Raw genomic sequence first — 21,461 nt, 5'->3', positions numbered from 1 at the left:
CGGCCTCGCAGGGTTCACGTGTGGCGCCGGGTTTCGTTGAGGGTGTCGGCGAGCGCCCGGTTCACCTCGGCGGCCGCCGCCAGTTGCTGTTGCAGCAGGGTGACCTTGCGCCGCAGCGCCGCGGCGTCCATCCGTTCCAGGCTCGGGCCCTCGGCCGCCCGCACCCAGTTGCGCACCGAATTGGTGTGCACGCCGATCTGTTCGGCGACCACCCGGCAGGCCTCCGATTCGCTGCGCAGTTTCCCGGTCAGCGCGATCACCTGCTCCACCGCGGCGGCCCGGACCTCGGGAGAAACCCTGCGATACGAGCGGTGCGGCATCATGACGGTCTCCCACCCACCGTGGGGGTTCCGTCCACCGCGCCCCGGCCGTCGGCGGACCTGCCCGGATAGGAGGTGAACTCCTCGAAACGCTGGTTGGTGTCGTGGATACCGCTGAGCTTCTCGGCGGGAGTGAATTCCATATGGAACGGGATCCCGGGACGCCGGTCCTCACCGATCTTCAGCAGGAATTTACCGGTGCCGGGCGGTGACGGCCGCTGCTGACCCGGTTTGAGGGCCTCACCCGTGAGTGCCTGGGGCGCCGACCAGCTGGTCACCATCTCCTCCTCGGCGGAGGTGAACGGAACCGTGCTGTCCAGCCGTTTGATCTCCTCGGCCGGTAGCGCGCCGAAGATCTTGGCACGCGCCCGCTCCAGGAACCCGAGCGCCTTGGCGATCGCGGCTTCCGACCCCAGCGCCTGCAGATCCTTGATCGTATGGCTGATCATGATCAGCGAGGTCGCGATACCGCGCTGCAACCGGGTCAGCTCGTCGACCCGGTCGACCATGAAATCCCCGAGACCGAGGACCTGCCACAGCTCGTCCATCACGACCTGGAAGTACCGCTGCGGCGCCATTCCGGCGTCGGTGAGGGTATGCGCGGCCTCCACCGCGGCGAACCCGTCGGCCCAGCAGGCCAGCATGACGGCGGCCTTGAGCTTCTTGTCCCCGTTGGGGATATGGGAGACGTCGATGCAGACGGCCACCGAATCGGTGTCGATGGGCACCGTGGTCTGCCCGTTGAAGACCGCGCCGAACGGGCCCTGGGTGAGCGCACGCATGGAACGCCGCAGGCCACGAATGGCCTCGTGGTATTCGGACGGATCGTCGGCGCCGGCGTCGAGCATCATCTGCTCACCACCGGCGACGATGACCTCCAGCAGGTTCTCCATGATCGGCGGCGAGTCGGGGGTGTACCCGCTGCCCGGCCGGTACAGGATTCGCAGCGCGGTGGAGATCAGGGTCTCCTCGTAATCACGTACCCGTGCCCCGCGCACCAGTTCGACGAGGCCCGCGATCAGCGTCACCTGCCGGGCGCGCAGATCCTGCAGTACCTGCCGCTGGAGTTCGGGATGTTCTCCGAGCAGCGGTACGATCTCGCCGAGCACCCCGCCGGCGAGCGGGTTGAGTTTGCCGTGGCCGTAACCGAGGTCGATCACCTGGCCACCCACCAGTTCCACCAGTTTCCGGTAGTCCGGTTTGACGTCGGCCAGGATCAGCGGGGTGATGTTCTGCGCCACGCCGCCGAGCACGATCCGGCGCACCAGCGAGGACTTACCGAAACCGTTGAGGCCGAGCACGAACAGGCTGGGGGCGGTGATGAAACTGCCGCGCATGAACCAGTTCATCGGATCGAAACACACGGGTGCGCCGGTATGCAGATGCGATCCGAGCGGGGTCCCGATCAGCGGCGCACCGGCGCCGACCGACCACGGCCACAGCCCGGCGACCTGCGCGGTGGTGGCCCGGTACTCCACCGGGCGGCCCACCACGTTCATCCGGCCACCGCCCGCGCCGGCGAATCCGCGATCGGTGAGTTGCGCCGTCTGCCGGTCGAAACCGTCCTGGAATTCCTGTTCGGCGCGCGCGGCGTAGTTGCGGCGGCGGATATCGTCGGTACGCACCCGGAAGCTCGCCCAGGCCGCGCGCAGCCCGGCGCCCTCCCGGCTGAGTTCCTCGAGCCGCGATCGGGTGGCGGCGTCCAGCAGCGGCGGGCCCTGCTGGCGTTTCTTCTCCGCGCGCAGCTTCGCCCGGCGCGCGGCCTTGTCGAATTCCGGCGTGCCCATCGCTCGGTCGGCGGTGGTGTCCACCCGGGCCCGGCGGGCCCGCTCCCGGTCGGTGCCCTCGCGCGGCGTACGGGTCCGGCGTTCGGCGCGCGAGCGTTCGGCCTCCCGCCGCTCCCCGGTGGGCGGACCGTGCTGTCCGTCCCGATCGCCCCGGATGCGGCGTTCCTCGTCCCGGCCGGATCGGGTCCGTTCGCCGGTGGCGCTCCGGACCCGGTTCCGTTCCCGGACGGGCGGCTCGTGCTCGCGTGCCATCAGTCGTTCACCCCGCCAATGCTTTAGGAATGGTCGCGTGCTCGGGCAGGATCACCCCGCAGCCGAGCGAGGCCGCGAACGCCGCCGCCTGGTAGCGGTAGCAGCGGCGGATCTTCAGCCGCGCCTGTGTGGAGAGGTCGCGGGTGATGGCCTCGATACGCGGCAGGTCGCCGCGCAGCGGTTCGGTGATGGTCACCAGGGCGCCGAACCGGGTGACGCCGTGGCCGCGCGCCTGTTCTTCGCGGGCCTGCTGGGTCGCACCGACCCGCAGGGTGGCCGACGCCGAGACCACGCCACGTTCGCTCTGCTGGGCGACCAGTGCGTTCTTGAAGTCGTCGTCGACGATCTCGGCGGCGTCGGCGGCCGAATGCGGCCGGTACACGATGGCGATCCGTTTCCGCGGGACCTCCGGGTTCGGTGCGAGCAATCGCTGCAGGACCCGTTCGTCCACGGCACCTTCGGGAGCGGTGTCCATCTCCCAGGTGACCGACCGCCCGCCATCGTGCAGCAGGTGATCCCACTTCTCGTCGTGCGAGACCGGGCCGGCGTCGGCCCAATCCAGGCCGTGACCTTCGGGCTCGCCCGCGGCGACCTCGAGATCGGCCTGGGAGGCCGGATCGTAGCTGCGCCGGATGAATCCGATCACCTCGTCCGCCGACATCGGCTGCGCTCGCACCCCGGCCTCGGCGAGCGCGGCGCAGATTCCGGGTAGGCGGCGGCCGATCTCGACCGCCTCCTCGGCCGGGTTCTTGCGCCGTTCGGCGGTGGTGGCCTTGAAGGTGATGGCGACCCGGGGCAGCAGCTGCACCCGTTCCTGCGGGAGTTCGGTGGCCAGCTCGTACATCACCTGCTGCGCCAGATCCGGCGATTCCGGCCGGGTGATGGTGGAAACCTCGGTGAGCAACCGGTTCCCGGTCTCGGGCACGGTATCGATCACCGGTACCACCGCGACGATATCGCTGGTCTGCCCGACCGAGGCCAGGAAGGTGCCCCAGGCCGAGACCCAGCGGTCGATCACGGGCTGGTCCACCGCCTCGTGGCCCTGCGGCCAGGCCCGCAGCACCACCGTGTACTGCGCGAACTGCGGTAGGTGGATCATGCCGAAGCTGTAACCGCCGGCGTCGATGCCCTCGTACAGTTTCGAGGGCGCGAGCAGCCCGGGTAGCCGGGTGAAACCACCCGGCACCCGGGAGAACCGGCCGCCGCGGTACACGTGCTCACCGCGGCTGCGCGAACGCATCCAGTGGAACATCATCAATCCCGTCTCGTAGCCGGAGCGGCCCCCGCGTCGCATGACCAGGGGCGCCATGATCACCACACCGACCCCGCCCACGATGGCACCCCACTGGAAACCGCCGACCATCGCGGTGAACAGCGCGGTGATGACCACGACGAACCCGAGGACGGTCTCCTCCCAGCGCAGGCCGAAAAGGCCCGCGCTGCGCGGTTTCTGCCACAACCCGTAGGAGCGGCGTTCGTAGGTTTCGGTGCTGGTCATCGCGGGATGGTGCTCCTACCGAGGTCGGGGGAACGGTTGGTCCAGCGGTCGCCCGCGACATCACCCATGGCCTGGTCCGCGCGGGTCATCCCGCTGGTCGCGGACCGGGCGGCACCGACGCGGGCGGCCACGCGGGACGCTCCGGACGGTACACCGCCGGATCCCGCGGGTGTACCGGACCTTTGCGGTGGCGCCCCGCCGCCGCCTCCGCCGCGCGGTGGCGGCACCGGACGGGGTGTTCCCCCGCCGCGTCCACCGCCGGGCGGCGGCGGACCGGCCGCGCCCCCGACGTACCCGGCTCGGCCCGGTGCCGCGGCACCGCGGGCGCCGACGGCCTTGGTGCCCATGGCGCCCAGGCCGGCGGCGGCGATCAGGGTGCCGCCGGCGGCGGTGAGACCGGACCCGCCGCTGCCGACGATCGCGACCGCGGGGGTCACCAGGCGCATGAGCGCGGGCAGGACGAACGCGACACTGCACAGCAGCACGATCGCCACCAGCATCCGCTGTGCCTGCTCGGCCTCGGGCAGGCCACCGGCCGGGGTCATCTCGTCCACGTGGCCGGCGGTGGTGAAGGCGATCATGTAGACGATCGCCGCCACCGGTTTCCACAGCATGAACGCGATGATCCAGCCGACCAGTTTCTGATACGACTGTTTACCGATACTCATCCCCGACGAGGCGGCCGCCAGCGGCAGCACTCCGGCGGCGATCACCAGCAGACCCTGCCGGACGATGGCCAGGATGATCTGCGCCAGCGCGCCGAGCAGGCCGACGATGGCGATGATCAACACCAGACCGGGCGAAAATGCCTGTAGTGCACTGGTTTTCACCATCAGCTCGGCCATGTTCTTGGCATTGCCGTCGGTGGAGTCCTGGATGATCCATTCGGCGAACCGGTCCGATGCCTGGGTCCCGGCCACGATCACCGCACCGAGCATCCACGAACTGAACACCACCCGGGTGAACATCCGGAACGATTCGGCCGCCTCGTCCATCGCCCCGCCGCGTCTGGCCTCGGCCAGACGCAGACCGGTGATGATGATCGAGGCCATCAGTAACAGGATCTGCACCTGATACGTGTAGTCGTTGATCTTGGTGAACAGGCTGCCCGAATCGCTGGCCACCTCGTTGGGCACTTTCATCCAGAAGGTGAGTGCCAGGATGATGGCCTCGCCGAGGCCGTTCATCAGCGAATCGACCACCTTGCCGAAGGTGGAGTCCCAGGCCTTGTCCTTGACCGCGGTGGCGGCGTCACCCGGATGCGAGGCCGCGTTACCGGCCTTACAGACCGCGGAAGCGGCGTCACCGAGCGAGAGCCCCGGAATACCGAGACCGTCGAGGGTGTCGTGGATCTCGTCACAGGTCTCGTCGAACCCGTAGGTCTGACCGTAGGCCACCGTCGGCGTCGCGACCATCACGGTGAAGATCACCGCGAAGATCGTCAGGAACCGTCTGGCCAGCGAAACCCGGCGGGAGATCGCAGGAGACTGCCGCACCCCGGCGGGCGGGCCGTTTTCGTGTACCGGCTGAGCTTCCACATTCCGTCCCAACACTGGAATCACCATCGAGTCCACCCCTCCAGCGATTCGACATACTCGGTCTGCGTATTCGGCGAGGTGGTCGGCTTGAGCCGCCAATCACCCGCGTCCCACACCATGATCAGCCGCAGGGTCACCCATACGGGCTTGCCGTCCAGGGCCGGGGCCCGCAGCGCCAGCCGCACGATCGCCATATCGTCGGCGTAGTCGTCGACCTTGAAGGCATCCGACGCCACCAGATATCTGGTCACCGATTCGGGCTGCTGCTCGGGTAACCGCTCCGAATCCAGGGCCTGGTCGTAGGCCGCGATCTGCTGCGCCGACACCCGCACCTGCCGCACGTACAGATCGCGATGGGCCGGGCGGGCGTTGAGGCGGTAGGTGATCTGCGCCGCGGCCAGCGCCGCGCCCTGCGGGGTATGCGAATAGCCGACCGCCAGCCCGTCCTCGATCCGGTGCGGACCGTCGGAGGTCGAGAACGGCACCGAGGCGCCGTAGACCCGCTGCCAGCCACGCGGCTGCGTGGTACCGGCGGGCGCCGCGGTCAGCCAGTCGGGATCGGCCGGATTACGCTGCGGCGACGGGTCCTGCGGCAGGGCCTGTCCAGCGGGATTGTTGGGGATATCGATACGGCGATTGAAGATGTCCACCTCCGGATCGGCGAAACCCTCGCCCACGGCGGCCGCGGGCGCAGGGCCGGATTCGGGCTCGGAGTCCCGTCCGGTCCACATCACGACACCGACCACCACGATCAGTGCCAGGACCGCCGCGGACGCCACGACACCGAAGGAGACGCGGTCACGCTGATAGGTCTCCTTCCCGCTCACTTCGGTGCCTCCAATTTCACAGTGTCACTCGGTAACTCGTCTACGGGGTCGATCGGTCTGGTGGTGGCTCCGGGGTCGGGCAGCCGTAACCTCCAGTCCTGCGCGAACCACTCCACGGTCGTATGGTTCACCGCCTTGGAGCTGTCCGAATACTCGCTGTAGACGTCCACCAGCGCCCGCTGCTCGGTGTACTCGGTGATCCGGTAGCCGAGCAGCCGTGGCGCGTATACGGGGTCGGCGGGGCCGCTGATCGAGACCTGCACCCGGTTCACCGCCCATTCGTCCTTCGCCGCGCCCGGAACCACTTCCCGGGCAACGATATTCGACCACTGCCCATCGTCGGCTATCGCCAGCCGCACGGCGTGCACCATGGCGGCGACACCCGCTCCGGTCGGCGAATGATCGAAATCGGTTGCCGCGCCGTCGGTTTCGGTGCGCGGTCCTTGATCTGTCCGGGGTAACGGTACCCCCTGGAAGGGCTGCCAGCGCACATTCGTCGGCGGCGCCGAGAGATCCGGTGGCGCCGTGGCGTCGCCGGAACCGCAGCCGACGACGCCCACCAGCAGGGCCGCCGACAGCAGCCCCGCGGCCCGCGTCGCGGCGGGCCGGCCGGACCGGCCGGCAGCCGGTGACACGGTCGAATTCATCCGCAGGTCGTTCCCCTCGCCTCGCCCCGGTTCATCCGGGCAGGAACGCCAGGGCGATACCGGAGGCGGTGCTCGCGACGGCCGCGCCGAGCAGGCTCATGAGGACGCCGTGGGAGGCGTCGTTCATCGCCAGATCACCTTTGAAGGTGAGCCACAGCTTCCCGGCGGAGACGATCATCCACGCCAGACAGCCCATGAGCACGAACCACAGCAGCCAGTTCAGCAACTGCATCAGCGGTTCCAGCACTTCGGCCGGCATCTGCTTGTAGGCCAATACCCCGGCCGCCCCGACCAGATCCATTACAACCTCACGTTCCGATCACGGCGTTCATGATGGTGCCCGCGCTCGTGGCGACCACACCGCCGATCATGGCTCCCGCCACCATCTTCGGGGATTCCAGACCGCCGCCCGTCCATTTCTCCCACGCGAATTTACCTCCCGCGTAGATGATTCCGCAGATTCCGGACAGCAGTACGAACCAGGTGAGGTAGCGGACCAGCTGCAGGATCTTCTCCGAACCGGGCGGGGCCTCCGGGGTCGGATTGCCGACCTGGGCCACCACCACCGCGTCGTAGGCCTGGTGAACCGCGAGGAATACGGTGCTCATCGGGTGCCTTTCTCGATAGCTGAGGTGCAACATTCGGTCCGCGCGGGCGCGGGGAGCACGAAACGGGTGGCGTGCTCGACGGCGATCACGGCATCACTCCTCCACGAATCTCGAACGGCCCCGGGTGGGGGCGGCCTCCGATTCTTCCAGCGCGGCGCGGGCGGCCGCGACGATCTCCGAGCCGAGTTCCCGGATGTCGAGGGGAACCTCGTCGAGTGGATCGATCCGCCGGCGGCGCTGCGTGGACGGCGCCACACCCGGAGTCCAGACCGGGAGCTTCTCCGGTTCGACGAGGGTCCACTCCTCGTACCAGGGCACCTGCCATACCTGTCCGGCCAGCGAGGCCACCACTTCCCGGTAGCGGCGGATCTCCGGCGCCATCCGGCCCGGCCGCGCCGCCACCGTGATCAGCCCGAGCACCTGACTCGGACCAGCAATGCCGGAATGATGCTGACGCAACAGGTCATGGGCGTGGGTCAGGCCGGCGATGGTCTCCCGGGCGACCAGCACCACGAACGGCGATTCCCGCTCGTAGACCCCGGGCCAGCGGCGGCCCGAATCCGCGGCGGGGGCCAGCACATGGGCGAGGCTGCTGGCGCCGGCGCCGCCGTGCACACCCAGTAACCACACCAGTGGCGCCCGGCCCGCCCCGGGGACCGGACGGTCCCAGATGGCGGCCCGGCGTGATTCCGGTGGGGGCACCACTCCGGCGGTGGCGGAACGGTCCGGTCGGCGAGGAAGATTCATGGCAACAGACATGATGCCTCGCTCGCGGTAGCGAAATACAGTTCGCGCGGGCCGCGGTGCTCGCGGAGGTATCGCCTCATGACGACATCCCCGCCAGCAGCGTCTCGTACGCCTGCCGGGTCTCGGCGGCCAGGTCGAGGTGACGGACGAGTTCGCCGCGCGCGAGATGCGGATCGTAGGGCACTTCGACGATCTCCCGGACCCATCCGGACAGATGCTCCCGCAGATGCTCGGCCACCCGGGAGTCGGCGCCGGGCTGCTGATGGGAGATGACGATCGTGGTGTCCCCCACGATGCCACCGCCCATGGGCTCGGCCGCGTCGTCGTACTCGTCGTCGAGCCATTCCAGGGTCACCCGCAGGCGGTTGGCGGCGTCGGTGCGGGCCGGGATGGCCAGGACGAGCGCGATATCCGCATCGTCGAGCAGCGGGCGCAACTGCCGGCTCGCGATGGGGTTGCCGCCGTCGTAGACGCCGGTGTACCCGGCCTGGTCCACGGCGCGGGCCACGGTGAGATAGCTGGCCCGGCGGCGCAGCGGCGCGGCGTCGCGCCACAGCAGCCCGATACCCGACGTCGCCCGCGACATACATTCCTTCAACGGGGCCGGTTCGTCGTCACCGCGGCCGTAGAGCCACTGCTGCAGGCTGATCGGATGCAGATGCTCGTCAGCGCCCCGCAGCGCCAGATCGCCGCCCGCCGGTGTCGCGTCGACGGCGACGGTATCGGTTCCGCCGAGGCCGAGTTCACCGGCCAGGCCCAGCGCGGTGGTGGTGGTCCCGGCGCCGCCGCAGCCGCCCACCACCAGGATCGGCCGGGCCGCACCGGCGGCACGGACGCGACCCTCGCCGCGCAACCGCACCACCGATGCCCTGCCGGTTCCGTCCGCCTCGTCCGCCGCACCGGAATCCGGTGCGGTATCGAGCCAGCGGCTCCAATCCTCTCCCATCGCTGCACTCTCCTCTATCCGGCCGAAATACCCGTGATGAGGGTGCGGCCGTCGACCACCGCGGTGGTGACCGTTTGCCTGCTGTAGGTGACCGGCTCGCCTCCGGGCCGGTACTCGGTGACCTCGACCGTATGCTCACCGGGCGCACCCGTCACAATCCGGACGCAGTGGCCGGTTCCGGTGGCCACACTGTCGATTCCGGCCTGGATCACCTCGGCGGGCGGTACCGGCGCACCGGGCGCCACCACGGCGTGCGCCTCGATACCGGAACGCTGCACGTAGTAGGCGTATTGGAAACGCAGGATCGTATCCGGCCCGGAATCGGTGCCGCCGGGGCCCGCGCCGCGGACCACGGCCCCGGATCGTTCGTCGGGACACCGGGCGGCGACCGGAATCGCCCCGGCGGCACCGGAGGTGAACCGCAGGCCCGCACCGTCGTCGGAACCGGCGGCTCCGGGCGTGCCGGGCGACAGCAGGTACAGCACCACGGCCGTGGCGACGCCGAGCAGGACGACCGCGGCGACCAGCACACCGAAGGTGCGCAACCGCCGGGCCCGGCGTCCCGGTGTCGCATCCCGGAGCCGGGCGGGGGTACGGCCGATCCGGGCGGGTTCGTCGATTTCGTCGTCGTCGGGCCAGGGGAACCGGACCACGTCACCGTCGCGATCCCGGGTCGGCGCATCCACCCAATCGGACCAGCCACCGGTGAAATCGCTGCGTCGGCCGGAGAGCTCGGCGGGCGCGGGGTCGGGGGCGGGCGCAGCCGAAGCGCTGCCGGCCTCGGGGATGTAGTCGGGGTAGCGGGCCGGACCTTCATCGGGCCCGGCGGCGATATCGCGGCCGGCCGCGCGGGCGGCGGTGTCCGCGTCGCCCTCCCCCTCGGGTTCGAGCGGACCGTACCATCTGTCGAGCTTTTTGTAGGACTTCAACATTCCCCCATTCCCGTGGCGCCGGGCACGTGATGTCGCATCATCGATCCCTCTCGGCGATCAGTTCACGGAGAACGAGTCGGTTTCGGTTGTCGGGGGTGCCAGGGGCGGGGCGACCGGCGGCGCGTCCGAGGAGGCACCGTCGGCTCCTGTCCCAAATGGGAATTGTCCCGTACCGGACGGAGCAGGCGCGGGAGACGCGCCGGGCTCGGCCCCGGAGATTCCGCCGGAGGGCGGTACACCGGCGTAGGGAGCGCTGCCCGCCGGGGGCGTGACCTCGCCGGAGACCGGTTCGTGCCCACTTCCGTGCACCGCCGCGAGATCTCGCGCGGCGGCGGCGAACCAGTCCGCGATGAACCGCGTCGGCGCGTCGCCGGTGGCCGAAATGGCCGCGTTGCCATAGGCCTGGTGGCGCTGAATGGTGTCCCAGTACCGCACCCAGGTGGTGGTGTTGAGCAGTTCGCTGTTGTCGGTGATGTTCTCGATCACCGCGTTGAACGACTGGCTCACCAGCCGGATACCGGTGGTCGGCGGGATCAGCTGCGGAATCGCGCCGAGGAGCTTGGTTCCCAGCAGCAGCAGCGCGGCGGGCGGGTTCGCCAGGCCGGCGGTGGCCAGTTCGGCGATCGCGGTCGGATTCAGCACCGTTCGCACCACGGTGACCACCGCGTTGAGCCCGATCATGCCCACTTTCAGCAGTGCTCGCATGGCCCCCGGAATATCCAGCGGGGTACGCGGATCGGCGGCATCGGCGAGCCGCTGCGAGATCGACTTCTTCGGCGAGATGTTCAGGGTCGCCAGTGAGGTGCCCGAGATGTCCTCGTTGACCACCTTGGTGGCGGTTTTGATCGAGGTGAAGGCGAGCGCCTGGGCGATAGAGGTGAGCGAGGCGATCGGATCACCGCCGCTGAGTTTCATCTGCCCGACCACCCCGGCCACCGCCTTGAGGATCGGAGCGCCCTCCGGCGCGTCGCAGGCGAGATCGCCCGCCGCGCAGAAGCTCGCGACCCGGCCGGTGAGAGCGCCGAAGTTCTCCGCGGAATCCCGGTTCGGGGCGATACCGCCACCTGTCGCGGGAGATTGCGCGAGGGCGGCGATCTCCGCGATCTTCGTGCCCTCGGTACCGGGCGCCGGGTCCGGGTTCGCCTTGCCCGGAGCGCCGGGGAACAACGGCGCGCCCGGATTCCGGGTCGGGTCGCCGATCAGCGCCACCGCCGCGATCTTCTCCGGCGGCAAGGTCCCCTGCCCCTGCCCGACCTCCTGGGCGAACACCGATGCCACATGCGCGCCCTGGGAGTACCCCACGATCGCGAACCGGGTCTCGGGGCAGCGCTCGGCCACCGAGGCGGCCATACTGCGCAACCGCATCAGGCCACCGGTCACCGAATCCGAATACGGTGTGGCGCTACCGCCGTCCACACCGCCGAAACTCGACTCGTAGGGCACGTAGGCGCGATCCACCAGGCCCTTGTCGGGCGCGGCGGCCATGAGCGGCCGGAACACCGTCGACAGCATGCCGGTATCGGTGGTGGGCGCGGCGTCCGGCGAGGATTCGCCGGTGCCCTGGATACCGAGCGCGTAGAGCGCCGGACACGAGGAAACCGAGAGTTCCGTCGCGGGGCCCGCCGGGTTCGGCGGTTGAGCGTGGGCGGAGTGGCCACCTGCCGTCACGGTCGCCACAGCGACGGTGAGTGCGATCAGCATCCCCGAGAATCTTGTGTATCCAGCCATAGCGACCCGCAATCAGTCCTACCGCAGTTACCGAGCGCGACGAAACGCAATAGACGGTAACAGATTCCGGCTATGACCGCAGACGCGGCGAAGAGTTTACGCAACCCGCCAGCCGCTACAGCACACGACGCGGCGCGTCGAGGCCCGAACGTTATGAATTTCCGGCAACCCGGGCAACACTGCCAAGACCCCGAAACGCCCGCCGGACGCTGTTGCGGCGTAACCGATCCGCGTCCGGCACCGGGCCGCCGCGAAGCACCCGAACCGCACTCAGGCGGCGGAGGTCACCCGGTAGACGTCGTAGACGCCCTCGACATTGCGGACCACGTTCAGCAGATGTCCCAGATGCTTCGGATCGCCCATCTCGAAGGTGAACTTGCTGATCGCGACCCGGTCGCCGTGGGTGGTCACCGAGGCGGACAGAATGTTGACCTTCTCGTCGGCGAGCACCTTGGTGACATCGGAGAGCAGCCGGGTGCGGTCCAGCGCCTCGATCTGGATGGCCACCAGGAACACCGAATGCGGTGACGGCGCCCACTCCACCTCGATGATGCGCTCGGACTGGTCCCGCAGCGAATCCGCGTTGGTGCAATCCACCCGGTGCACGCTGACCGAACCGCCGCGGGTGACGAATCCCATGATCTCGTCGCCCGGAACCGGCGTACAGCACTTGGCCAGTTTCGCGACGGTGCCCTCGGCGCCGGGGATCAGCACGCCCGCATCGCCGCTGAGGCGCTGTCGCGGCGGTGTGGTGGAAGGCGTGGACCTTTCGGCGAGTTCGTTCTCCACATCGCCGATCCCGCCCAGCTGGGCCATCAGCCGCTGGACGACATGGCGCGCCGAGACCTGATGCTCACCGACCGCGGTGTAGAGCATGGAGATATCGCCGTAATGCAGCTCGTGCGCGACGGCGGTCATGGCGTCGACGTTCATCAGCCGCTGCAGCGGCAGCCCGACGCGTTTGACCTCCTTGTTGATCTGCTCCTTGCCGTTCTCCAGGGCCTCCTCGCGGCGCTCCTTGGCGAACCACTGGCGGATCTTGGCCTTGGCCCGCGGCGAGACCACGAAACTCTGCCAGTCGCGGCTGGGGCCGGCATTGGGCGCCTTGGAGGTGAAGACCTCGACGACCTCACCGTTCTCCAGCTGGCGCTCCAGCGCGACCAGCCGCCCGTTCACCCGCGCGCCGATACATTTGTGCCCCACCTCGGTATGCACGGCGTAGGCGAAGTCCACCGGGGTGGACTTCTGCGGCAGGGTGATCACATCGCCCTTGGGTGTGAAGACGAAGATCTCCGGGGCCTTGAGGTCGAACCGCAGCGATTCCAGGAATTCGGCCGGATCCGCGGCCTCCCGCTGCCAGTCGAGCAGCTGCCGCATCCAGGCCATATCGTCGACCTCGGCGGAATCACCGGAGTGACGGCCCTTGGTCTCCTTGTAGCGCCAGTGCGCGGCGATGCCGAACTCGGCGGTCCGATGCATATCGTGGGTGCGGATCTGCACCTCGAGCGGTTTACCGTCCGGTCCCACCACCGTGGTGTGCAGCGACTGGTAGACCCCGTACCGGGGCTGGGCGATGTAGTCCTTGAACCGGCCGGCCATCGGCTGCCACAGCGAATGCACCACGCCGACGGCGGCATAGCAGTCGCGGACCTCGTCGCAGAGGATCCGGATACCCACCAGATCGTGGATATCGTCGAAATCCTTTCCCTTGACGATCATCTTCTGATAGATCGACCAGTAGTGCTTCGGCCGGCCCTCGACGGTCGCCGGGATACGGGAAGCGGCCAGGGTATTGACGATTTCCGCGCGCACCTTCGCGAGGTAGGTATCGCGTGACGGGGCACGATCCGCGACGAGCCGCACGATCTCGTCGTACTTCTTCGGGTGCAGGATCGCGAAGGCGAGATCCTCGAGTTCCCATTTGACCGTCGCCATCCCGAGCCGGTGCGCAAGCGGGGCGATGACCTCGAGCGTTTCCCGGGCCTTCTTCGCCTGCTTCTCCGGCGGCAGGAAGCGCATGGTCCGCATGTTGTGCAGCCGGTCGGCGACCTTGATCACCAGGACGCGCGGGTCGCGGGCCATCGCGATGATCATCTTGCGGATGGTCTCGGCCTCGGCGGCCGCGCCCAGGTTCACCTTGTCCAGCTTGGTGACACCGTCGACCAGATGGGCCACCTCGGGCCCGAAATCGGCGGTCAGCTGCTCGAGGGTGTACCCGGTGTCCTCGACGGTGTCGTGCAGCAGCGCCGCGACCAGGGTGGTGGTATCCATCCCCAGTTCGGCGAGGATATTCGCGACGGCCAGCGGGTGGGTGATGTAGGGATCGCCCGATTTCCGGAACTGGGTGGCGTGCCGTTCGTCGGCGACGTCGAACGCCCGCTGCAACTGGGTGAGATTCGCCTTCGGATACAGGTCCCGGTGCACCGTGGCCAGCGGTTCGAGAACCGGCTTCACCGCCGGGATACCGCGCTGACCGGTCATCCGCCGGGCCAGCCGGGCCCGGACCCGGCGGGAGGCCGAACTGGGGACCGCGCCGGACTGGCGGCCGGGCTCCGGTTCGCTGTCACGGCGCGCGCCGGCGGCGGGAGCGGGGGTGGAAGCACCATTGGCCGGTGAGCCGGACGTCTGCTCGACATTCGTCTCACCCAGATGCTGAGTCATGCCACCACCTCTCCCTGCCACGGCCGGTCACCGCAACGTTCCAGACCACCAACTCTAGCCCCCACAGCACCACGGGAAACCCCACAGCAACAGCATCGACACCTATCGATATGGCCACTCACCCGTACGAACACCGTATTCGAGCCCGGCCTTCCCGGCGCGCCCGGGTACGCGGTCATTCCCGCAGCCCTTCCGATGTCAGTTCGGCACGCCGGGTGATGCCGATCTCGTCCAGGAACCGCCCGTCGTGGCTCACCACGATCAGCGCGCCGCGGAAGGCCGCCAGGGCCTGGGTGAGATGCCCGAGGCTCACCAGGTCGAGGTTGTTGGTGGGCTCGTCGAGGATCAGCAGCCGGGGTGCCGGTTCGGCGAGCAGCAGCATGGCCAAGGCGGCACGCAGCCGCTCACCGCCCGACAGCGCCGCGGCCGGTACATCCGCGGCGGCAGCACGGAAGAGGAACCGCGCGAGCCGGCCGCGGATCAGCTCCGGATCGGCGTGCGGGGCGCCCGCCGCGACGTTCTCGTACACCGTCGCGTTCTCGTCGAACAGGTCCAGCCGCTGCGGCAGCATCCGCCAGGGCACCCACGGTCCCTCGGCGGCGATCCGGCGAAGCAGGGTCGTCTTACCCACCCCGTTGCGGCCGGTGATCGCCAGCCGCTGCGGGCCGTCCACCGTCAGCGAGACGACCGGGCCGTTGGCCAGCGTCACCTCCTCCAGCGCGATCACCCGCTGCCCCGGATAGAGCCTGGTATCCGGCAGGTCGATCCGGATCTCCCGGTCGTCGCGGAGCAATTCCTCGGCCTGCTCCAGCCGCTCCTCGGCCTGCTCCACCTTCTCGATGTGGTTGTTACGCAATTTGCCGGCCGCGACCTGGGCCTGCCGCTTACGCGCCCCCATGATGATCTTGGGTTCACGTTTGTTCTCGAACATCTTCTGCCCGTATCGCCGGCGCCGGTCGAGTTTGATCCGGGTCTCCACCAATTCGCGGGACTGCTTGCGTACCTCACCGCGCGCGTCGCGGATCGCGCCGCGTGCGGCCTCCTGCTCCTGTTCGATGATCCGCTCGTACTCTCCGAACGGTCCGCCGAACAGGCGCAGCCCGCCCCCACGTAGCTCGGCGACGGTATCCATCCGCTCCAGTAGTTCCCGGTCGTGCCCGGCCACCAGAACCGTGCCGCCGAATTGGGCGAGGACCTCGTACAACCGATTTCGCGCGTCGGCGTCCAGGTTGTTGGTGGGCTCGTCGAGCAGCAGCACCTCCGGATCGGCCAGCAGTTCGGCCACCAGGCCGAGCAGTACCGTCTCGCCGCCCGACAGGGTGTCCAGCCGCCGGTCCAGATGTCGCGTGGATCCGGCGAGATACTCCAGACCGAGGCGCCCCAGCAGGGCCACCGCGCGTTCCTCGACATCCCAGCGGGCGCCCACGGTCTCGAAATCGGCGTCGGCGGCGGCCCCGGACTCGATCCGGTGCAGCGAATCCCGTACCCGGGCGATACCCAGCACCTCGTCCACCCGCCGCCCCACCGACAGCCCGAGATCCTGCCGCAGATATCCGAGTTCACCGGTGACGGTGATCGAACCGCGCGCGGGCTTCTCCGCACCGGCGATCAAGCGCAGCAGCGTGGATTTGCCGGCACCGTTGGACCCGACGAGCCCGATCCGGCCCGGACCCAGCACCGCGTCGAGCCCGTCGAATACCGGTGTTCCGTCCGGCCAGGAGAAAGTGAGATCGGAAAAAGAAATAGCGGCCATGGCGTGCCCCTCGAGGTATCGGTGCGAACGCGACGCGCGGTATGCGGGCCGCACGAGCGACTACCTCATGAGAGCAACGGCGGCTCCGATCATCGGGAACAAGACGACCGCCAACCTACTCCGGCGGAAGTACCGGCGCCAGCGATTATCGTCCGAGTCACTCCGGCCGGTTTCTAGACGGTGACGATCGCCGTCACCGGATAATCCCCCTGCCGGGCCCGCCCGCCCAGCGCTTCGATCTCCAGCACCACCGCCGCCGCCACCACCCGGGCGCCGACCGCACCGAAGAGATCCGCCGCGGCGGCGAGGGTGCCGCCAGTGGCCAGCACATCGTCCAGGAGCAGCACCCGCCTGCCCTCGAGCGCCACCCCCGTCGCCGGGACCTCCAGGGCCGCCGTACCGTATTCGAGCTCGTATTCGCGGGTGACGACCGGTGGCGGGAGTTTGCCGCGCTTACGCACCGCGAGCACGCCGGTGCCCAGCGTCGCGGCCACCCCCGCGCCGAGCAGGAAACCCCGGGCATCGACACCGGCGACCAGATCGATATCCGGTACCAGGGTCGCGAGGCAGTCGACCACCGTCCGGAACCCCTCGGGATCGGCGAAAACCGGGGTGAGATCGGCGAATTTCACCCCGGGCTCCGGGAAGTCGTCGGCCCAGCGGGTGTGCCGCCGGACCAGCTCGGCCGCCTGATCGGTGCGCGCGGTCACCTCGGTGGCGGGTTCGGCCGCCGAATGCTTGCTCATCCACACTCCTCCGTCACCGGCGCCGGGTCACCGCTCCAGAACCCACTGATCCATATTCCATCCGGAACCGGCCCGGGTGGGGCCGGGGATGGCGTTCTGCAGGCCACCGCCGAACGCGATGGTGCGCGGCGTCGCGAACAGCGGCACGGTCGGCAGCTGCGACCACAGCAGATTCTCGGCCTCGGTCAGTAGATTCAGCTGATCGGTCGAATCGTCGTCACCGGCGAGCTGATCGGTGATCGCGTCGTACCGGCCGTTGCGGAACTGCCCGATATTGAGCCCGCTGCCGCTGCGCAGGCCACCCACGTCCTCCCGGCCGTCGAGTGAGCCCGCGGGCCCGGGCGCCCCGCCCGGGCCGCCGAGCACCGCGTCGACCGCGCCACCGCTGAGCTGCGCCGGAGTGAAATCCGGGGTACCGGCGTCCTGCACCGTGATGCCCGCGCCGCGGCAGGCCTCGGCGATCATCGAAACGGTCCGGGCCCGGCGGGCATCCGGGGCGAGATAGCCGACCCGGACGGTGAGCGTCTTCTGCCCGGTCTCGGCCAGCGCCGCCTTCGCACCGGGGATATCGCCCCCGGCATAGGGGTCGGCGGCGCCGGTCACCGCCGGATAGAACAGCGAATCCTGCTGCACCGTCCGTGAATTCGACATCCCCGACCCCAGCCCGGCCTCCGGGGCGTCGGTGACCCGGCCCAATTGGTCGAACAGCGCCTGACGCGGAACGCACAGAGCCAGTGCCCGCCGCGCGGCGGACTGCTCGAACACTCCGCGCGTGCCGAGTACCAACTGCTCGACACCGCGGCTCGGCAGCTGCTGGACGGCATAGGCGCTCAGGTCGAGATCGGGCAGCGAACCGGCCCCGATATCGGCAACGGCCACCGCCCCGCCCTCGATCTTGTCGGCGAGATCGGCCGGTTTCGGGTAGACGACGATACGACCCGTCGCCGGCGCCCGGCCCCACCACCGTTCGTTGGCGACCAGCACCAGACCGTCGTCGGCGTCGAAGGATTCGACCCGGTACGGCCCGGACGACGGGAAACGAGTGGCGTCGAGGTCACCCGGCGCCAGATCCCAGCCCTTGTTCCAGAACTCCGCCAGCCGGCCGAGCGCGTCACGGTCGTCCCGCTGTACCGCGCCGACGATATCGGGCACGTTCGCGGCCTGTGCCGCGATATGGGCCGGCATCAGCTCACCGGCACCGAACAGCGTCCGCCACGGCATATAGCGGCGGCCGGGCCGGAAGACGACGGTGCCGTCCTTGGACCCGGGCTGGCATTCGACCCGCTCGACATCCTCGTATCCGGCGGTGCTCGCCGAATCGAACCCGGGCACCCGGCCGCTGCGCGCGGCCCAGGTGAACACCAGATCATCACACGAGGTGGGCACCCCGTCGGAGTAGACGCCCTTCGGGTTCAGCCGGTACTGGATGGTCTGTGCCTCGCCCGGTACCTCCTTGGCGGTACCGGTATCGGAATCGGCCACCGGCTGCCCGTCGGGTCCGGTGTAGAAGAACCCGGTCAGCACCCGGCCGAACACGGCCTGCGCCGAGGCCGAACCCGCGGTGGTACCGCCGTTGTAGCTGGTGACGGTGGTGTCGACGGCGTAGCCGATCGACGGGACCTGATCGGCACCGGAACAGCCCGATACCAGTGCGGCGGCCGCGGCGGCGGCCGCGAGCAGCGCGATCGTACGGCGCAGATGGGACTGTCGCATCGATCCCTACCCCTCGTCTGTCAGTGCCGCCTCTGTCGTTTTCCGGTCGGGCGCGTTCCGGGCCGGGGCCCGGGCGCACCGGTCGTGCGGGGTCGCTGCTGTCCCTCGCCGGGAGCGGGCCGGCGACCCGGGGTGCCGTTGCGCTCCGGGCCCGGCGCCGGGCGTCCGGCGGCCGCGGCGGCCCGCCGGGAGTGGACCTTCTTCGTATGCGCCGCCACCGGTCCCCAGCGTTCCTTGATGGATACCAGCAGCGGAGTGGCGAAGAAGATCGACGAGTAGGCGCCGACGAGCGTACCCACCAGCTGGACCAGCGCCAGATCCTGCAGTGTTCCCACCCCGAGCATCCACACCGCGATCACCATCAGGCCGATGATCGGCAGCGCGCCGATGATCGTGGTGTTGATGGATCGCATCAGGGTCTGGTTGATCGCCAGGTTCGCCTGTTCCGCGTAGGTGCGCCGGTTGGTGTGCAGGACACCGCGGGTGTTCTCCTCGACCTTGTCGAACACCACCACCGAGTCGTAGAGCGAGAAGCCGAGGATGGTCAGCATGCCGATCACCATCGCCGGGGTCACCTCGAACCCGACCAACGAGTACACCCCCGCCGTGACCAGCAGGTCGAAGACCAGGGCGGCCAGCGCCGCCAAGGCCATATCCCGTTCGTAGCGGATACCGATGTAGACGCTCACCAGGACCAGGAACACCGCGAGCGCGATCAATGCCTGCCGGGTGATCTGGCCGCCCCAGGTCTCACTGACATCGGAGGCGCTGATCGCGTTACGGCTCGGGTTCCCGTTCGAATCGCGGGGCTGGATCTCCTCGAACAACGCGCTCTGCAGCGAGTTCAGCTGATCGGCGTTCAGGGTCTCGGAGCGGATCAGGATCGTCGCGCCGTCACCGGTGCCCACGGTCTGCACCGATTCGGGATCGGAGCCGATCGCCTCGGTGTACACCTGCTCGACCTGTTCGGTGCTCGTCCCGGCGGCCGGCAGCTGGATCCGTGATCCACCGACGAAATCGATCCCGAAGGTGAATCCGCGCAGCGCGATACTGGCCAGGCAGATCAGCACGATCACGGCGGTGATCAGGTACCAGCGGCGGCGGTTGCCGACCACATCGAGTACACCGGTGCCGGTGTAGAGGCGATTCATCCAGCTGTGCCGGGCGCCGGCGGACGGCTGGGCTTTGTCCATCGTCACGGGGCTGTTCATCGTCACGCCTTCCCGACCGCGGCTTCGGCCGCCTTGCGTTCACGGGCGAGCTGCTGCATCGCGCCGAGCCCGTTCACCGAGGGTTTGGCCCAGAAGGCGGAGCGGGAGGCGATATGCACCAGCGGTGCCGTCACCAGGAACACCACCACCACGTCGAGGATGGTGGTCAGCCCGAGGGTGAAGGCGAACCCACGCACCTGCCCGACGGCCAGGACGTACAGCACCGCGGCGGCGATGAAGCTCACCGCGTTACCGGACAGGATGGTCTTGCGGGCGCGCTGCCAGCCCCGTGGCACGGCCGACCGGAAACTTCGGCCCTCGCGTATCTCGTCCTTGATGCGTTCGAAGAACACCACGAAGGAGTCGGCGGTCATACCGATACCGATGATCAGGCCCGCGATACCGGCGAGGTCGAGAGTGAACCCGATCCACCGCCCCAGCAGCACCATGATCCCGTACACCGCGATACCGGATCCGATCAGCGACAACGCCGTGAGGAACCCGAGCATCCGGTAGTAGACCAGGCAGTACAGCAGCACCACGACCAGACCCACCGCGCCGGCGATCAGGCCCGCGCGCAGCGAGGACAGCCCCAGGGTCGCCGACACGGTCTCGGCCTCGGAGGTCTGGAACGACAGCGGCAGCGAACCGTATTTGAGCGTATTCGCGAGGTCCTGGGCGCTCGAGGCGTTGAAATTGCCGGAGATCTGGGTCCGGCCGCCGAGCTGGGGGCCCTGCTGGACGACCGGGGCGCTGACGACCTGGGAGTCGAGTACGAACGCGACACGCTGCTGAACGTATTCGCCGGTCAGCGAGGCCCACGCATCGCTGCCGCCGCCCTTGAACTCCAGATTGATCTCGTGCCGCGACTGCTCGGTGTTGAAACCGGAAGTGGCGTCGGCGATCTCCTGGCCGTCGATGCGGCTCTTGTCGAGCAGGAAGACCTCGGTCCCGTCGGTGGAGCAGGTCACCAGCGGCAGATTCGGGTCGTCGTTACCGGCCAGCGGATCCGGCGCGGAACAGTCCATCGCCTGCATGGCCAGCTGCTGCATGGTCGGATCGGTGCTCTGCCGGATGGTCTTGGCGGCCTCGATCTCCTGCTGGACCTGTTCCTGGGGACTCAGCGATTCGTTGGATGGAGCCGGTTCGCCGGGGGCCGGGGCGGGCGCCGTCTCACCGGGCGCGGGGGCCGGGGCGGGCTCGCCGGGCGCGGGCGTATCCGGAATCGGGGTGCCGGGCGCCTGCGCCGGGCGCACGTCGAGTTCCTCGGCCGAGATCGGCGCGGCCGCCGCCGGGGTCTCTTCGGCGGGGGCCGGCTGTTCGGCGCCTGCGCCGGTTCCGTCGGCGGGCGCCTCACCCGCCGGGGCCGATCCCTCGGGCGCGGCGCCCTCCGGGACGGCGCCCTCGGGCACCGCTCCCGGCGGCACCGATCCGTCGGCGGGCGCGGGCGCGGTGGGCTCCCCGGGGGCGGTGGGCGCGGCGGGCTGTCCCGGCTGCCCCGGCTGGGCGGTCGGGGCCGGCGCGGCCTGCAGTACCGGCCGGATGTA

18 protein-coding genes are annotated in these 21,461 nt (G+C 69.2%); all 18 read right to left on the bottom strand.

Annotation, left to right across the window (positions count from 1 at the left end; all coding sequences use genetic code 11):
* Nucleotides 1-14 precede the first annotated feature (14 nt).
* Nucleotides 15-323 (bottom strand): transposase, encoded by a 309-nt coding sequence (locus ACWDU1_RS08540; protein ID WP_449996797.1) that lies wholly within the window; start codon nt 321-323, stop codon nt 15-17.
* Nucleotides 320-2,359 carry a hypothetical protein gene (locus tag ACWDU1_RS08535; protein WP_449996796.1) on the bottom strand — a complete coding sequence of 680 codons (2,040 nt, stop codon included), beginning with the start codon at nt 2,357-2,359 and terminating at the stop codon, nt 320-322. Before ACWDU1_RS08535 ends, ACWDU1_RS08540 begins: the two co-directional genes overlap by 4 nt.
* A 7-nt stretch (nt 2,360-2,366) precedes the next feature.
* Nucleotides 2,367-3,857, bottom strand: coding sequence for an SCO6880 family protein (locus tag ACWDU1_RS08530; protein ID WP_449996794.1), 1,491 nt, complete (start codon nt 3,855-3,857; stop codon nt 2,367-2,369).
* Nucleotides 3,854-5,422 (bottom strand): hypothetical protein, encoded by a 1,569-nt coding sequence (locus ACWDU1_RS08525; protein ID WP_449996793.1) that lies wholly within the window; start codon nt 5,420-5,422, stop codon nt 3,854-3,856. The genes ACWDU1_RS08530 and ACWDU1_RS08525 overlap by 4 nt, the downstream gene beginning before the upstream one ends.
* Entirely contained in the window at nt 5,416-6,222 is an 807-nt protein-coding gene (locus tag ACWDU1_RS08520; RefSeq protein ID WP_449996791.1) for a hypothetical protein, read from the bottom strand. Before ACWDU1_RS08520 ends, ACWDU1_RS08525 begins: the two co-directional genes overlap by 7 nt.
* The gene (locus ACWDU1_RS08515; RefSeq protein WP_449996790.1) at nt 6,219-6,869 is read right to left on the bottom strand and encodes a hypothetical protein; all 651 of its coding nucleotides are present in this window, start codon (nt 6,867-6,869) and stop codon (nt 6,219-6,221) included. Before ACWDU1_RS08515 ends, ACWDU1_RS08520 begins: the two co-directional genes overlap by 4 nt.
* Nucleotides 6,870-6,900: 31 nt before the next feature.
* Nucleotides 6,901-7,170 carry a hypothetical protein gene (locus ACWDU1_RS08510; RefSeq protein WP_357426861.1) on the bottom strand — a complete coding sequence of 90 codons (270 nt, stop codon included), beginning with the start codon at nt 7,168-7,170 and terminating at the stop codon, nt 6,901-6,903.
* Between the two features lie 7 nt (nt 7,171-7,177).
* A complete protein-coding gene (locus tag ACWDU1_RS08505) occupies nt 7,178-7,477 on the bottom strand; it encodes a hypothetical protein (protein WP_449996789.1) in 300 nt (99 codons plus the stop codon).
* 93 nt (nt 7,478-7,570) lie between these two features.
* Nucleotides 7,571-8,224: a hypothetical protein gene (locus ACWDU1_RS08500; RefSeq protein ID WP_449996788.1), complete on the bottom strand. Its 654-nt coding sequence runs from the start codon at nt 8,222-8,224 to the stop codon at nt 7,571-7,573.
* 76 nt (nt 8,225-8,300) lie between these two features.
* On the bottom strand, nt 8,301-9,170 hold the full coding sequence (locus tag ACWDU1_RS08495) for a MinD/ParA family ATP-binding protein (protein ID WP_449996786.1): 870 nt from the start codon (nt 9,168-9,170) through the stop codon (nt 8,301-8,303).
* A 14-nt stretch (nt 9,171-9,184) separates the two neighbouring features.
* Nucleotides 9,185-10,102: a hypothetical protein gene (locus ACWDU1_RS08490; RefSeq protein WP_449996785.1), complete on the bottom strand. Its 918-nt coding sequence runs from the start codon at nt 10,100-10,102 to the stop codon at nt 9,185-9,187.
* Nucleotides 10,103-10,159: 57 nt separating this feature from the next.
* The gene (locus ACWDU1_RS08485; RefSeq protein ID WP_449996783.1) at nt 10,160-11,803 is read right to left on the bottom strand and encodes a cutinase family protein; all 1,644 of its coding nucleotides are present in this window, start codon (nt 11,801-11,803) and stop codon (nt 10,160-10,162) included.
* A 297-nt stretch (nt 11,804-12,100) separates the two neighbouring features.
* Entirely contained in the window at nt 12,101-14,491 is a 2,391-nt protein-coding gene (locus ACWDU1_RS08480) for a RelA/SpoT family protein (protein WP_449996782.1), read from the bottom strand.
* A 175-nt stretch (nt 14,492-14,666) separates the two neighbouring features.
* Nucleotides 14,667-16,244 carry an ATP-binding cassette domain-containing protein gene (locus ACWDU1_RS08475; RefSeq protein ID WP_449996780.1) on the bottom strand — a complete coding sequence of 526 codons (1,578 nt, stop codon included), beginning with the start codon at nt 16,242-16,244 and terminating at the stop codon, nt 14,667-14,669.
* A 173-nt stretch (nt 16,245-16,417) separates the two neighbouring features.
* Nucleotides 16,418-16,990, bottom strand: a complete 573-nt coding sequence (locus tag ACWDU1_RS08470) for an adenine phosphoribosyltransferase (RefSeq protein ID WP_449996778.1) — start codon at nt 16,988-16,990, stop codon at nt 16,418-16,420.
* A 27-nt stretch (nt 16,991-17,017) separates the two neighbouring features.
* Nucleotides 17,018-18,703: an ABC transporter substrate-binding protein gene (locus ACWDU1_RS08465; RefSeq protein ID WP_449996777.1), complete on the bottom strand. Its 1,686-nt coding sequence runs from the start codon at nt 18,701-18,703 to the stop codon at nt 17,018-17,020.
* Between the two features lie 20 nt (nt 18,704-18,723).
* On the bottom strand, nt 18,724-19,914 hold the full coding sequence (secF, locus tag ACWDU1_RS08460) for a protein translocase subunit SecF (protein WP_449996775.1): 1,191 nt from the start codon (nt 19,912-19,914) through the stop codon (nt 18,724-18,726).
* Nucleotides 19,915-19,916: 2 nt separating this feature from the next.
* A partial coding sequence (gene secD, locus ACWDU1_RS08455; RefSeq protein ID WP_449996773.1) for a protein translocase subunit SecD occupies nt 19,917-21,461 on the bottom strand: 1,545 nt, incomplete at its 5' end.

This window comes from Nocardia sp. NPDC003345 (assembly GCF_053589395.1).
The sequence above is the reverse complement of the archived record's forward strand: the minus strand, read 5'-3'. Positions and strand labels throughout refer to the sequence as shown.